General features: G+C 64.6%; 14 protein-coding genes. 3 read left to right on the forward strand and 11 right to left on the reverse strand.

Features of this window, described 5'->3' with window-relative positions; all coding sequences use genetic code 11:
* Window positions 1–48: 48 nt before the first annotated feature.
* Genes ccoP through ccoN form a run of 4 tightly spaced genes read right to left on the reverse strand, consistent with a single transcriptional unit; the run spans window position 49 to window position 3,527 of the window.
* Window positions 49–921, reverse strand: coding sequence for a cytochrome-c oxidase, cbb3-type subunit III (gene ccoP / locus KB874_RS14430; protein ID WP_212537241.1), 873 nt, complete (start codon window positions 919–921; stop codon window positions 49–51).
* 14 nt (window positions 922–935) lie between these two features.
* A complete protein-coding gene (locus KB874_RS14435; protein WP_212537242.1) occupies window positions 936–1,124 on the reverse strand; it encodes a cbb3-type cytochrome c oxidase subunit 3 in 189 nt (62 codons plus the stop codon).
* A gap of 12 nt (window positions 1,125–1,136) precedes the next feature.
* Window positions 1,137–1,898 (reverse strand): cytochrome-c oxidase, cbb3-type subunit II, encoded by a 762-nt coding sequence (ccoO, locus tag KB874_RS14440; protein WP_212537243.1) that lies wholly within the window; start codon window positions 1,896–1,898, stop codon window positions 1,137–1,139.
* Between the two features lie 12 nt (window positions 1,899–1,910).
* Window positions 1,911–3,527 carry a cytochrome-c oxidase, cbb3-type subunit I gene (gene ccoN, locus KB874_RS14445; RefSeq protein WP_212537244.1) on the reverse strand — a complete coding sequence of 539 codons (1,617 nt, stop codon included), beginning with the start codon at window positions 3,525–3,527 and terminating at the stop codon, window positions 1,911–1,913.
* A gap of 193 nt (window positions 3,528–3,720) precedes the next feature.
* On the opposite strand from ccoN, the gene KB874_RS14450 reads away from it, so the two are divergent.
* On the forward strand, window positions 3,721–4,566 hold the full coding sequence (locus KB874_RS14450) for a universal stress protein (RefSeq protein ID WP_212537245.1): 846 nt from the start codon (window positions 3,721–3,723) through the stop codon (window positions 4,564–4,566).
* Window positions 4,567–4,673: 107 nt separating this feature from the next.
* Here the strand turns inward: KB874_RS14450 and KB874_RS14455 are convergent, their stop codons facing one another.
* Window positions 4,674–4,916 (reverse strand): MarR family transcriptional regulator, encoded by a 243-nt coding sequence (locus tag KB874_RS14455; RefSeq protein ID WP_249200493.1) that lies wholly within the window; start codon window positions 4,914–4,916, stop codon window positions 4,674–4,676.
* 209 nt (window positions 4,917–5,125) lie between these two features.
* Here KB874_RS14455 and KB874_RS14460 point away from each other — a divergent pair, with 209 nt between their 5' ends.
* The gene (locus tag KB874_RS14460; protein ID WP_212537246.1) at window positions 5,126–5,479 is read left to right on the forward strand and encodes a DUF1428 domain-containing protein; all 354 of its coding nucleotides are present in this window, start codon (window positions 5,126–5,128) and stop codon (window positions 5,477–5,479) included.
* 32 nt (window positions 5,480–5,511) lie between these two features.
* Here the strand turns inward: KB874_RS14460 and fnrL are convergent, their stop codons facing one another.
* The gene (fnrL, locus tag KB874_RS14465; protein WP_212537247.1) at window positions 5,512–6,258 is read right to left on the reverse strand and encodes a transcriptional regulator FnrL; all 747 of its coding nucleotides are present in this window, start codon (window positions 6,256–6,258) and stop codon (window positions 5,512–5,514) included.
* A 61-nt stretch (window positions 6,259–6,319) separates the two neighbouring features.
* Between fnrL and hemN the strand changes: the two genes are divergently transcribed.
* Window positions 6,320–7,675, forward strand: a complete 1,356-nt coding sequence (hemN, locus tag KB874_RS14470) for an oxygen-independent coproporphyrinogen III oxidase (protein ID WP_212537248.1) — start codon at window positions 6,320–6,322, stop codon at window positions 7,673–7,675.
* A gap of 82 nt (window positions 7,676–7,757) precedes the next feature.
* On the opposite strand, the gene KB874_RS14475 is transcribed toward hemN, so the two are convergent.
* The 5 genes from KB874_RS14475 to KB874_RS14495 all read right to left on the reverse strand — a co-directional run bounded on the left by KB874_RS14475 (window position 7,758) and on the right by KB874_RS14495 (window position 14,310).
* Window positions 7,758–9,353, reverse strand: a complete 1,596-nt coding sequence (locus tag KB874_RS14475; RefSeq protein ID WP_212537249.1) for an ABC transporter ATP-binding protein — start codon at window positions 9,351–9,353, stop codon at window positions 7,758–7,760.
* On the reverse strand, window positions 9,350–10,492 hold the full coding sequence (locus KB874_RS14480; RefSeq protein WP_212537332.1) for an ABC transporter permease: 1,143 nt from the start codon (window positions 10,490–10,492) through the stop codon (window positions 9,350–9,352). The genes KB874_RS14475 and KB874_RS14480 overlap by 4 nt, the downstream gene beginning before the upstream one ends.
* Window positions 10,493–10,573: 81 nt before the next feature.
* Window positions 10,574–11,647 (reverse strand): microcin C ABC transporter permease YejB, encoded by a 1,074-nt coding sequence (locus KB874_RS14485; RefSeq protein ID WP_212537250.1) that lies wholly within the window; start codon window positions 11,645–11,647, stop codon window positions 10,574–10,576.
* A 6-nt stretch (window positions 11,648–11,653) separates the two neighbouring features.
* Window positions 11,654–13,606: an extracellular solute-binding protein gene (locus KB874_RS14490; RefSeq protein ID WP_212537251.1), complete on the reverse strand. Its 1,953-nt coding sequence runs from the start codon at window positions 13,604–13,606 to the stop codon at window positions 11,654–11,656.
* A gap of 194 nt (window positions 13,607–13,800) precedes the next feature.
* A complete protein-coding gene (locus KB874_RS14495) occupies window positions 13,801–14,310 on the reverse strand; it encodes a c-type cytochrome (protein ID WP_212537252.1) in 510 nt (169 codons plus the stop codon).
* Window positions 14,311–14,353: the final 43 nt, after the last annotated feature.

Consider the following 14,353-nt stretch of genomic DNA (forward strand, 5'->3'; position numbering starts at 1 on the left):
CCCCCGCCTTGGATGGCGGGGGCCCTGGTTCGGCAATGTCCAGCGGGCTTATTCGCCGCCGCCCAGACCGTGAACATAGGTTGCCACGGCGCGGATCTCGGCCTCGGAAAGGCGCGTGTTCCAGTTCGGCATGACGCCGTAGCGCGCGTAGGTCACCGTCTCGTGCAACGTGTCGTAGTCGCCGCCATAGAGCCAGATCGCGTCCGACAGGTTCGGCGCGCCCTGCATCCGGTCGCCCGCCGCGTCCTCGCCATGACACGAGGCGCAATTGTCGAGATAGACCTGCTCTCCCTCGGCCACCTTGGAGGCGTCCTGTGGGTCACCCGACAGCGACATGACGTAGTTCACCACCGCGTCGATCTGCGGCTCTTCCAGCAACCCGTCGCCAAAGGCGGGCATTTCGGAAATCCGCTGCCAGTCCTCGTCGACGTCCGGGTTGCGGATGCCGACGGTGATCGTGGTGTGGATGTCCTCGACCGTGCCACCCCAAAGCCAGTCGTTGTCCAGCAGGTTGGGATAACCCTTGGCCCCGGCCGCGCCCGAGCCGTGGCACTGCGCGCACCAAGTGCGGAACACGGCCCCGCCGGCATTGTTCGCATAGCTCATCAGTTCGGGATCGTCCGAGATCGAGGCCAGTTCGACCGTCGCCAGCTTTTCGTTGATGGCGGCGTTCGCCTGCTCGACGCGGGCGATGTCCTCGGCCACCTCGGCGCGGGTCGAGAACCCCAGGATGCCGGCGGTCGCCTTGTTGATGCCCGGCCATGCGGGATAGGCGATGGTATAGCCGATCCCCCAGACGATGCAGGCGTAGAAGGTCCACAGCCACCAGCGGGGCAGGGGCTTGTTGTATTCCTGGATACCGTCCCAGGAATGGCCCGTTGTCTCGTAGTCGAGATCGTCGTCTTTCTTGTTCTGTGCCATCTGTCCGCGCCTCCTCAGTTCCGGGCGGGGGCGTCGTCGGACGCCGGTTTGTCTTCATGCCGCAGCGGGATATGCGCCGCATCATCGTGCCAGTCCCTGGATCCGGGCCGGAAGGCCCAGATCACGATGCCGATGAAAAAGGCGAACATCGCCAGAAGCGCCCAGCTGTCGGCCAGTTGACGCAGGAAGGAATACTGTTCCATCTCGTGTCCCCCTTACCGGCTTGCGTCAGGCGTGAAGGTCGAGAAATCGACCAGCGTGCCCAGCATCTGGAGATAGGCGATCAGCGCGTCGGCCTCGGAGATGCCCGGCTGGCCGTCGAAGTTGCGCACGTTCACGCGCTCGCCATAGCGTTCCAGCAGGCCCGAGGTGTCGGCCTCGGGATCGCCCTGTGCCATGAAGTCGGCGCTCGCCATCTCGATCATGTCCTCGGTATACGGCACGCCGACAAGGCGGTTGGCCCCCATGATGTCGCCGATGTCCTCGGCGCCTAGCATGCCGCTGGCCAGCCCGACATTCCCGGCCAGCAGGCGCTGTTCGAGATAGCCATATTTCGGCATGACCGATTCCGGCACGACCGACTGCGGGCTGCGCAGGTGGTCGACATGCCATTCGTCCGAATAGCGGCCGCCCAAGCGCGCCAGGTCGGGCCCGGTGCGCTTGGAACCCCACTGGAACGGGTGGTCATACTGGCTTTCAGCCGCCAGGCTGTAGTGGCCGTAGCGTTCCACCTCGTCCCGCATCGGGCGGACCATCTGGCTGTGGCAGACATAGCAGCCTTCGCGCAGATAGATCTCGCGCCCCGCCAGTTCGAGCGGCGTGTAGGGGCGCATGCCCTCGACGTCCTCGATCGTGTTGTCGAGGTAGAAGAGCGGCACGATCTGCACCAGACCACCCACCGTCACGGCGAGGAAGGCGAAGATGGCCAGCAGCGTGACGTTCTTTTCGAGAACCTTGTGCTTTTCGAGAATTGCCATTGTGTCTTCTCCTTACTCGGCCGGCGTCGCGTGGGCCTGGGCGGCCTTGGCTTCGACGGCGGGCGACCGGGTCGCGGTCATGTAGAGGTTGTAGACCATGATGATGGCGCCGGTCAGGAACAGCACCCCGCCCAGGCCACGGACCACATACATCGGGAACTTGGCGGCGACGGTGTCGGCAAAGCTGTTCACCAGGAAGCCGTTGGCGTCGACTTCACGCCACATCAGGCCTTCCATGATGCCGGTGACCCACATCGATGCTGCGTAGAACACGATGCCGATGGTCGCGAGCCAGAAGTGCCAGGAGACCATCGACAGGCTATACAGCCGCTCGCGGTTCCACAGTTTCGGCACCAGGTAGTAGAGCGCGCCGAAGGTGATCATGCCGTTCCAGCCAAGCGCGCCGGAATGGACGTGACCGATGGTCCAGTCGGTGTAGTGCGACAGCGAGTTGACCGCGCGGATCGACATCATCGGCCCTTCGAAGGTCGACATGCCGTAGAAACCCACCGAGATCACCATCATCCGGATCACCGGGTCGGTGCGCAGCTTGTCCCAGGCACCCGACAGCGTCATCAGGCCGTTGATCATGCCACCCCACGAGGGCATCCACAGGATCACCGAGAACACCATGCCCAGCGTAGAGGCCCAGTCGGGCAGCGCGGTATAGTGCAGGTGGTGCGGACCGGCCCAGATGTAAATGAAGATCAGCGCCCAGAAGTGGATGATCGACAGCTTGTAGCTGAACACTGGGCGTTCGGCCTGCTTGGGGATGAAGTAATACATCATGCCGAGGAAGCCCGCGGTCAGGAAGAAGCCCACGGCGTTGTGGCCATACCACCACTGCACCATCGCGTCCTGCACGCCCGAGAAGACCTGTACCGACTTCGATCCCCAGATCGAAACTGGGATGGCCAGGTTGTTGAACACGTGCAGCATGGCGACGGTGATGATGAAGCTCAGGTAGAACCAGTTCGCCACGTAGATGTGGGGTTCCTTGCGCTTGACGATGGTGCCGACGAAGACCGCCAGGTAGGCAAGCCAGACGATGGTCAGCCACCAGTCCACGTACCATTCCGGCTCGGCGTATTCCTTGCCGTGGGTCGAGCCCAGCAGGTAGCCGGTCGCCGCCAGCACGATCACCAGCTGGTAGCCCCAGAAGACAAACCACGCGAGGTTTCCGCCCCAGAGTCGCGCGGCGCTGGTGCGCTGCACGACGTAGAACGAGGTCGCGATCAGCGCGTTGCCGCCAAAGGCGAAGATCACCGCAGAGGTGTGCAGCGGGCGCAGCCGCCCGAAGTTCATGTAGCCTTCGGCCCACTCGAAGTTCAGCCCCGGAAAGGCAAGCTGGAAGGCGATCCAGGTGCCGACCAGAAAGCCGACGACGCCCCAGAGGGCGGTTGCGATCACGCCGGCGCGGATGACGCCGTCCATGTATTCATGCTCGAGCGAACCCGTTGCGGGCACCGGCTCGTCGGTGTGGCGCAGGGTCCAGAGAAACATACCTCCGGCCACCAGCATGATGATGATGGCATGGACCAGGTAAGCCACGTCGCGCGCATAGTTGGCCGCGATCATGGCGAACACCGTGATCAGGCCAAGCGCGACAAGCTTGAGATAATTCGACATTTTTCGTCCCTTCGTCAGACCCGCACGAATCCATAGCCCGTGCAGGGAGTTCTAGACTGCCCCGGTCTTGAGGGTTTTCCCGAAACCTATCCTTGATCTGCATCAAAGGTTTCGGCCTGGCGGTTTGACCGGGGTCAAAGTGACGCGGATCGGGCGCTGCTAGCGTGAACACAGGATCATCTGGAGAAAGACCATGACAACGGGATACAAGACCTTGCTGAGCGTCGTGACCGACAGCGCCCTGGCCCAGAGCACGGTGGAGCGTGCCGCTGCCCTGGCCGAGGGATTCGACGCGCATCTGGACGTTCTCAGTTTCGGCGTCGACCGGACGCAGACCGGCTATTACTATGCCGGCGCCAACGCGATGGTGCTGCAGGAGACCCTGAGCCGCGCCACGGCCGAGGCGGCGGCGCTGGCGCAGGACGTGCGGACCACGCTGGGCAATTTCGGCTGCCGCTGGGCGGTCGAGGAGGGGGTGGCGCAGCTGGCGGATATCGGCCGCCATGTCGCATCCCGCGCCCGTTTTTCCGACCTGGTTCTGTTGCCGCTGCCCTATGGCAAGGGGCGCGGCGTCGAGCTGGAACCGGTGACCGAAAGCGCCCTGTTCGAGGGTCACGCCCCGGTGATGGTGCTGCCCGATGAAATCAGCGGCTCGGCGCAACCGCAGAAGATCGTGCTGGGCTGGAACGAGAGCGCCGAGGCGATGCGCGCCATCAAGTCCGCGCTGCCCTTGTTGCAACAGGCCGATGACGTGCATATCGTCGTGATCGACCCGCCGAGCCATGGGCCGAACCGGTCCGACCCCGGCGGGCTTCTGGCGCAATGGCTGTCGCGTCATGGCGTGCGCGCCGAGATCGACGTGCTGTCCAAGACGCTGCCGCGGGTGTCGGACGTGCTGATGCGGCATGTCGCGGACATCAATGCCGACATGGTGGTGATGGGCGCCTATGGCCACTCGCGCTTCCGCGAGGCGATCCTGGGCGGGGCGACCCGCAACATGCTGGAAGCGGCGAGCGTCCCGGTCTTCATGGCGCATTGATCCGGGCGCGGACGGTGATGCGGCGCTCGCGCGTGCCGCGCATCGCCCCGCCCCGCCCACCGTCCCGCACGGCGTTCGCGTCGCGCGCAGGATTTTCGTCCAGTCCCTCAGGACGGCGTCGATCGCGTCATGTGTCTCGGGTCAGACCGGTACGGCGCGCTTTTGCAGGTCGCCCCCTTGCCGGTCAGGTGCAGGCGCCACGCGTGGCGGTCCTGCGGATCGGGCGTGACTGTCACCAAACCGTCCCGTTCCAGCGGTTTCAGCGCGGCGGTCAGCGTGCTGCGGTCCATGTCGAAGCCGGGGGCGAGGTCGCCAAGGCGCGGCGGTTCCGGCCGGTTCAGCGCGATCATCAACGAAAACGGTCCTTGCGTCAGGCAAATCGGGCGAAACGCCGCATCGAACTGGCGTGCAAGCCGGCGCGCCATTTCTTGGCACCGGAAACACAGGCAGCGCACCTCGTGCGTCACCGACAGGGGCAGGTCACGGTCCACGTCACTATTCTTGTTGATATCAACCTAATTTCGATCAGGCTGGTGGGCGAACCGCAAGGAGACGCGCCATGACCTATGTATCGGGATTTCTCGCCGCCGTGCCGGAAGCCAACAAGGAGGCCTACATCGACTCGGCGCGCGCAAGTTGGCCGCTGTTTCGCGACTATGGTGCGCTGGATCAGTGGGAATGCTGGGAAGATGCCGTGCCGGATGGCGAGGTCACGTCCTTTCCCATGGCAGTGAAACGTGCGCCGGGCGAAAAGATCGTGTTCAGCTGGATCCTCTGGCCCGACAAGGCCACCGCCGAACGCTGCTGGGCGTCGATGGAGACGGACGCGCGCTGGCAGGAAATGACCATGCCCTTTGACGGCAAGCGCATGGTCTACGGCAATTTCGACACGATCTTTCAGGGCAGGGCCTGACAGGCGCCGGGCCATCGACCCGGACCGGGCAATCAGACCAGCATGCCGCCGTCGGCGTCGTCGCCCGCCTCTTCCATCAGGCGCGCCATGTCGGGCACGGTGACGTGGCGCTTGCCCTCGAGTTCGATCACGCCGTCCCGCTTGAGCGCCGAGATCTGGCGGCTGACGGTTTCCAGCGTGAGGCCGAGGTAGTCGGCCATCGCCTCGCGCGTCAGTGGCAGGTCGAAGGCCAGCGGCCCCTCGATCCTGCGCATGTGCAGCGAGGCGTCGCGGCGCGCGATGATCGACAGCAGCGAGGCGATCTTTTCGCGGGCGGACTTGCGGCCCAGCACGATCATCCAGTCCCGCGCCGCGTCGAGTTCGTCCAGCGTCATTTCCAGCAGCCGATGGGCGATATGCGGTGTCTTGGCCAGCATCGACTCGAATGGTTTCTTGCGGAAGCAGCACATGACCAGGTCGGTTGTGGCGATGACGTCATAGGCGGCCTCGTCACGCCCCGGGCGACCGATGAAATCGCTTGGCAGCAGCAGGCCCACCATCTGCGTGCGGCCATCCTCGAGCGTCTGGGTCAGCGTGCCGATGCCCGAGATCACCGAGCCCACGAAATCCATCCGGTCGCCGCACCAGATCACGTGGCTGCCCGCCTCGAATCGGCGATAGAACTTGATTTCCTCGAGCTTCCGCAACTCGTCCGTCTCGCAGCGCGCGCAGACGGCGCGGTGACGGATGGGGCAATCCTCGCAGTCCTGCTGGGGCGAGAGGCTTCGTTCGTTGAGCATCGGGCTCCCCCGGTTGATCTGTGTCAATGTAGCACTCCCTCGCCCTCAATAGCCTACGTATATGAAACAACAAACACAACTCGCGCGTCTGGGTCTCTTCGACGCAAAGGTGCCGCGTTACACCTCTTATCCGACAGCACCGCAGTTCGCGGGTGGTGTCGGAGCGTCCGACCATGCGGCCTGGATCGAACGTCTACCTGAAGATGGGCATATATCTCTTTATTTGCATGTTCCATTTTGCCGCAGGCTGTGCTGGTTCTGCGCCTGTCGGACGCAGGGCACCACGACGCTGTCGCCGGTCGCGGCCTATGTCGAGACACTGAAGGACGAGTTGGCCCTGCTGAAGCGGCACCTGCCGAGGGGCGTGAAATTGTCGCGGCTGCACTGGGGCGGGGGCACACCGACGCTGCTGTCGCCTGAAATGATGGCCGAGCTGATCGCGGCGATTCGCGACGTGGCGGACCTTGCCGAGGGGGCCGAGTTCTCGGTCGAGATAGATCCGAACGAGGTGGATGGCGCCCGGCTGGACGTGCTGGTCGCGGGCGGCATGAACCGCGCCTCGATCGGGGTGCAGGATTTCGACCCCGAGATCCAGGAGACGATCGGCCGGCCGCAGGGCTTCGACGTGACCCGTGCGGCGGTCGACATGATCCGCGAGCGCGGCGTCGCCAGCCTGAATGCCGACATCCTCTTTGGCCTGCCACACCAGAGCCGGGCGCGCATCACCGACACGGTGCAGAAGTTGCTGAGCTTTGCCCCTGACCGCGTAGCGCTTTATGGCTATGCGCATGTGCCGTGGATGGCCAAGCGCCAGCAGTTGATCCCCTCGGACGCGCTGCCGACCCCGGCCGAGCGGTTGGACCTGTTCGAGACCGCCCGGCGGCTGTTCGTCTGGGACGGCTATGATGAGATCGGCATCGACCATTTCGCGCAGCCCTCCGACGGGCTGTCGATCGCGCGCAAGGAAGGGCGGCTGCGGCGGAACTTCCAAGGCTATACCGATGATACGGCCGAGGCTCTGATCGGGGTCGGGGCCTCGTCGATTTCGAAATTCCCGCAAGGTTACACACAGAACGCCTCGGGCACCTCGGCCCATACGGCGGCGGTGCGCGACGGGCGGTTCTCGACCGCGCGGGGGCATGTCTTCAGCGAGGACGACCGGCTGCGGGCGCGTCTGATCGAGGCGGTGATGTGCGATTTCCGCATCGATGCGGCCGAGATCCTGGCAGGGCATGAGATCGGGCGCACGGCGCTTTTCGACTGGTTCGAGCGGATCAACCGGGAGTTCGAGACCATGCTCGAGGTGACCGAGGACGGGCTGTTCGTGCCGCCCGTGGCACGGCCGCTGACGCGCATGATCGCGCGTTCCTTCGACGCCTACGACCTCAGCAAGGCGGGGCATTCGTCGGCGATCTGATCGGGCGACGGGACGGCGCTCTTTCCGCTGGCGCGGAAACTCGCCCCGCCCGCCGTCCCATGCCTGTCCTTGCCGGACCGCGTCAGATCGCGATGTCGTCGAAGGCCGCAGAGAGCAGCTGGCGGGTATAATCGTTCTGCGGTGCCTCGAAGATGTCGCGCACCGCGCCAATCTCGACCACGTCGCCCTGTTTCATCACGATGACCTTGTGCGCCATGGCGCGGATCACCTTGAGGTCGTGGCTGATGAACAGGTAGGCGAGGTCATATTTCCGTTGCAGGTCGCGCAGCAGGTTCACGATTTGAACCTGCACCGTCATGTCTAGCGCGCTGGTGGGTTCGTCCAGCACCACGAGGCGCGGCCGCAGCACCATGGCGCGGGCGATGGCGATGCGCTGGCGCTGGCCGCCGGAGAATTCGTGCGGGTAGCGGTGCATCGTCGCCGGGTCGAGCCCGACCTCGGCCATGACCTCGGCCACCGCCTGGCGATGCGGCTTGCCGTCGGGCGAGCCGTGCACGCCCAGCCCCTCGGCGATGATCTGTTCGCAGGTCATGCGCGGGCTGAGGCTGCCGAACGGGTCCTGGAAGACGATCTGCATTTCCGAGCGCAGCTTGCGCAGGCGTTTCGTGGACCATCCGCGCATGTCCTCGCCCCGGTAGGTCAGCCCGCCCTCGGAGGCGATGAGCCGCATGATCGCCAGCGCCAGCGTCGTCTTGCCGGACCCACTTTCGCCGACAATGCCGATGGTCTCGCCGGCCCGGACAGAGATCGAGGCGTCGTTCACCGCCTTGACGTAGCCCACGGTGCGTTTCATCAGGCCCTGCTGGATCGGGAACCAGATTTTCAGGTTGTCGGTCCGGGCGATCTCGGGCGCGTTCTGTGGCACGGGATCCGGCGTGCCGGTGCTTTCGGCCGCCAGCAGCATCTGCGTGTAGGGATGCTGCGGGTTGGCGAAGATCTCGGCGGTGGGGCCGGCCTCGACGATCTCGCCGTTCTTCATCACGCAGACCCGGTCGGCGATGCGGCGCACGATGCCGAGGTCATGGGTGATGAACAGCAGGCTCATGTTTTCCGACCGTTTGAGTTCGGCCAGCAGGTGCAGGATCTGCGCCTGGATCGTCACGTCGAGCGCGGTGGTGGGTTCGTCCGCGATCAGCAGGTCGGGCCCGTTGGCCAGCGCCATGGCGATCATGACCCGCTGGCGCTGCCCACCCGACAACTGGTGCGGATAGGCGCCCAGCCGGGTTTCCGGGTCGCGGATGCCCACCCTGGTCAGCAGATCGAGGATGCGGTCGCGGGCCGCTTCGCCGACCAGTCCCTGGTGCAGGGCGAGGCTTTCGGCCAGCTGCTTTTCCAGCGTGTGCAGCGGGTTGAGCGAGGTCATCGGCTCCTGGAAGATGAAGCTGATGTCGTTGCCGCGCACCTTGCGCAGCAGCCGGTCCTCGGCGCCGATCATCTCCTGGTCGCGGTAGCGCACCGAACCCTCGACCCGGGCCGCGTCGCCCAGAAGTGAGACGGTGGAGAGGGCGGTGACGGACTTGCCCGAGCCCGACTCGCCCACCAGCGCAACGGTCTCGCCTGCGGCGATGTCAAAGCTGACGCCCTTGACGGCCTGTGTGAGTGCGCCGTCCTGGCGGAAGGAGACCTTGAGGTCGCGGACTTGCAGGATGGCGCTCATGAGAAGGTCTTCCTGGGGTCGAACGCGTCGCGCACGCCCTCGAAGATGAACACGAGCAGCGACAGCATCACGGCAAAGACCGTGAAGGCGGTAAAGCCGAGCCAGGGCGCCTGGAGGTTCTGTTTTGCCTGCAAGGTCAGTTCGCCCAGCGAGGGCGCCGAGGAAGGCAGACCGAAGCCCAGAAAGTCGAGGCCCGCCAGCGTGCTGATCGTGCCTGTGACGATGAAGGGCAGCATGGTCAGCGTGGCGACCATCGCGTTGGGCAGCATGTGGCGGAACATGATCCGCCCGTTGCTGACCCCGAGGGCCTTGGCCGCGCGGACATATTCGAGGTTGCGGGCGCGCAGGAATTCGGCCCGCACCACACCCACCAGCGCCACCCAGCCGAACAGCACCGTCAGGATGACCAGCAGCCAGAAACTTCGCCCGAGGATCGCGAAGAGGATGATGATGACGTATAGCGACGGAGTCGCCGTCCAGATCTCGATGATGCGCTGGAAGATCAGATCGAGCCAGCCGCCGAAATAACCCTGGAGCGCGCCGGCGATGATGCCGATCACCGAGGCGCAGACAGTGACGATCAGCGTGAACAGGATCGACAGGCGGAAGCCGTAGATCACCCGCGCCACCACGTCGCGTTTCGTGTCGTCCGTGCCGAGCCAGTTCTGCTCGTTCGGGGGCAGGGGGGCCGCGCCGGGGCGGTCGACCGGTGTCTTGAAGCTGTAGGGCACCAGCGGCCAGATCATCCAGCCCTTCTGGAAATCGCCATCCAGCGTCTCTCCGGCCTCGACCCGCTCGATCAGCCCGTCGGGGTCGTCGAAACACTCCTCCAGCCCGCCGGTTCGGATCAGGCAGCGCACCTCGGGGTCGCGATAGGCGGCCTCGGTCCGGAAGTCGCCACCGAAATCGGTCTCGGGGTAGAAGGTGAAGATCGGCATGCGCAGCTCGCCGCGATAGCTGACCAGGATCGGCTTGTCGTTGGCGATGAACTCGGCAAAGAGCGAGGTCACGAACAGCGCTAGGAAGATCCACAGCGACCAGAAGGCGCGGCGGTTCTTTTTGAAGTTGTTCCAGCGGCGCCGGTTCAGCGGTGACAGGGTAAACAGGCCACCCGGCGCCGGCGGAACGTGCACCGGCATGCCCGGCAGGTGGGCGGGCAGAACGTCTGGGTTGATCTCGTCGCGCTGCGGCGGAAGCGGGGAGGGATTGGTCACCATGCCTCAGCCCTCGCGCTTTTCGAAATCGATGCGCGGATCGACCAGCACGTACATCAGGTCCGACAGGATGCCCACGACCAGCCCGATCAGGCCGAAGATGAAGAGCGTTCCGAAGATCACCGGGTAGTCGCGCGCCACTGCCGCCTCGAAACCCAGCCGCCCCAGCCCGTCGAGGCTGAAGATCGTCTCGATGATCAGGCTGCCGGAGAAGAACACGCCGATGAACACCGCCGGAAAGCCCGCGATGACGATCAGCATGGCGTTGCGGAAGACATGGCCATACAGCACGCGGCTTTCCTTCAGTCCCTTGGCGCGGGCGGTCATCACGTATTGCTTCTTGATCTCGTCGAGGAAGCTGTTCTTGGTCAGCAGGGTCAGCGTGGCGAAGGCCGAGATCGTCGAGGCCACGACCGGCAGGGTGATGTGCCAGAAATAGTCCGCCACCTTGTCCAGCAGGCTGAGTTCGTCCCAGTTGTCCGAGGTCAGGCCGCGCAGCGGGAATATCTGCCAGTAGGAGCCGCCCGCGAACAGGACCAGCAGAAGGATGGCAAAGAGGAAGCCGGGGATCGCGTAGGCCACGATGATCGCGCCAGAGGTCCAGGTGTCGAAGCTGGAGCCGTCCCTGACCGCCTTTCGGATGCCCAGCGGAATCGAGATGATATAGGCGATCAGCGTCGACCAGAGGCCGAGGCTGATCGACACGGGCATCTTTTCAAGAACCAGGTCGATCACGCTGATCGAGCGGAAATAGCTCTCGCCGAAGTCGAGCCGCATGTAGTTCCACAACATGTTGAGGAAGCGTTCCAGCGGCGGCTTGTCGAAGCCGAATTCCTTTTCCAGTTCGGCGATGAATTCCGGCGGCAGGCCGCGGCGGCCGACACCGTCCTCGGCGGCAGCCTGGGTCTCGCCGCCGCCGCCGGCGATGCCGGCAAACACGTCGCCCTCGCCCTCGATCTGGGCGATGATCTGCTCGATCGGGCCGCCTGGCACGAATTGCACCAGCGCGAAGTTCACGATCATGATCCCCAGCAAAGTGGGGATGATGAGCAGCAAGCGTCGGAGGATATAGGCGCCCATCGTTGGTTACAGCGCGCCGGCGGCACGCAGCGCCCGGGCCTTGTCCTCGTCCCACCACCAGATCGACTCGACACCGAGGCTCAGCGGCGGGGGCGTGTCGGTATAGGGGCGGCCGAAGGCGTCGCGGTAGGCGATGTTGTGCACGCCCTTGTACCATTGCGGCACCCAGATGTGCATCGACCGCAGCACCCGGTCCAGCGCCTTGACGGCGGTGTCCAGTTCCTTGCGGCTCTGCGCGTCGGCGATGATGCGGATCAGGCGGTCGACGCCTTCGTTCTTGAGACCAGCGACGTTGACCGAGCCGGGGGTGTCGGCGCTTTCGGATCCGAAGATCTGGCGCAGTTCGTCGCCCGGCGTCTGGCCCATGCTGAAGCGCTGGGTGACGATGTCGTAGTCGAAATTCTTCTCGCGTTCCTGGGCCTCGGCCGGGTCGACGCGGTTGGCGGTCGCGTCGATGCCGAGGCGTTTCAGGTTCTCGATATAGGGATTGATGATCCGGTCGAAGCTGGGGCTGTCGTTCAGCACCTCGATCGTCAGTTTCTGACCGTCCTTGTAGCGGAGCCCGTCTTCGCCGACGATCCAGCCCGCCTCTTCCAGCAGGCCCGAGGCGCGGCGCAGCTGCCGGCGGTCGGCCAGGTCCGCGGCGCTGGAGGCGGCGGGGCTGAACGCGGGTTCGGTGAACACGGTTTCGGGAAAGAATTCACGCAGCGGTTCCAGCAGGGCGAGTTCCGCCTCAGAGGGCATGCCCTCGGCCTGGAGGGTGCGAGAGTTTTCCCAGAAACTGTCGGTGCGCTCGTAGAGATTGTAGAACAGCGACTCGTTCGACCATTCGAAGTTGAAGGCCATGCCGATCGCCTCGCGCACACGCGGGTCGGAGAACTTGTCGCGGCGCAGGTTGAACCAGAAGCCCTGCGTGCCCGCCGGGCGGCCATCGGGCAGGGTCTCGACAATCACGTGGCCCGCGTCTATGGCGGGGAAATCGTATCCGGTGCCCCAGACGATCGAGCTGAATTCCTCGCGATAGAGGTAGGCGCCGGCCTTGAACGCCTCGAAGGCGGTCGTGTAGTCGGCGAAATACTCATACTTGATCGTGTCGAAATTGCTGTGGCCGATGTTGATCGGCAGATCGCGGGCCCAGTAGTCGTCGCGCCGCTTGTAGCTGACCGATCGGCCCGGATCGACCGAGGCAAGCTCATAGGGGCCGGATCCCATTGGCGGCTCGAGGCTGGATTCCGCGAAGTCGCGGCTCTCGTAATAGGCCTTGCTGAGAACCGGGATGCCGCCCGCGGTCATGACGACCTCGCGCAGCGCGCCATCGGGCTTGAAGTCGAAGCGGACGGTGTGGTCGTCCAGTGCCTCGACCTTCTGGAAATCCGAAAAGGTCGTCTTGAAGGTCGGGCGGCCCTTTTCCAGCAGGATGTTGTACGAAAAGACCACGTCATGCGCTGTCACGGGTGTGCCGTCGCGAAAGCGCGCCTCTGGGCGCATGCGGAAGATCACCCATTCGCGGCTTTCGGGATACTCGATCGTGTGGGCCAGAAGGCCATACATCGCGTCGGGTTCCTCGAGGTTGCCTGACAGAAGCGTGTCGTAGAACACCGTCGCGCCCGCCGCCGCGTTGCCCTTCAGGATGTAGGGCGTGAGGCTGTCGAACGTGCCGAAGGCCCAGGTCGAGAACTCGCCTCCCTTTGGGGCGTTCGGGTTGACGTAGTCGAAATGCGGGAAATCGGCGGGGTATTTCAGGTCGCCGAAGGTCGAGACGCCATGCGTCTGAATGATTGCTTCGTGGCTTTCCGCCAGTGCATCCGCGGCCCAGAGCAACCCGACCCCAAGCAAAGCGCCGGCCAGAACCCTACGCATCGGGATGGCCAAAGGCATGGCGCGGCTGCGAACGGCCTGCCGGGACTGCGCCCGTGCGCGAGATTTCGGCATCAAGAGACGGTCTGCTGGGCGGGTCATGTGCTCTCCCCTTCGTTATCGCGCGGCTTCTGACGCATTTTATCTAAAGTTGAGGCGGATGCTGGCCACATTCAAGTTGAGATTCCGTTATCGGCACCGCTGGGCCGCGGGAAGCGCTGGCATGATACCCCTCCGGCACGAAAAAGGGGCCGCCCCAAGTGGGACGGCCCCTGAAAATCTGCCGGCAAACGCGCTCAGCCGCCCGTGGACTGCAGGTATGCGATCAGGTTTGCGCGATCCTCGGCCTTGGGAAGGCCGTTGAAACCCATCGTGGTGCCAGGTGCGGCGCTCTTGGGGCTCTCGAGGAAGTGGTTGAGGTTCTCGGGCGTCCAGACATCGCCCACCTGCTCGAGCGCACCCGAGTAGTTGAACCCGGCCACCGCGTCGATGTTGCGCCCGACGACGCCGTTCAGGTGCGGACCGGTCGCGTCGGTGCCGTCGACCTTGTGGCAGGCGCGGCATTTGCCGAACACCTTTTCGCCCGCGGCGGCGTCCGCCGCTGCAAGCAGTTCCTCGAAGGGCACCTCGGCCACTTCTTCGGCGGGTTCGCTGTCACCAACCTCTATCACGTAGGCCGCCACTTCCTCGCCGTGGCCGCCGCCAACATGATACAGGCTTTCCGCCGCCCATTTGCCGAGCAAAAAGATGAGCAGCGCGCCGCAAAGGCTGCCAACCACTTTCGTAAACGTCATCGTGTCAAGCATGGGGTGCCCTGTTTTCCTGCGTGTTCCCTCAGTCGGGCGGGTA

This window comes from Thetidibacter halocola (assembly GCF_018224955.1).
Lineage (GTDB): Bacteria > Pseudomonadota > Alphaproteobacteria > Rhodobacterales > Rhodobacteraceae > Thetidibacter > Thetidibacter halocola.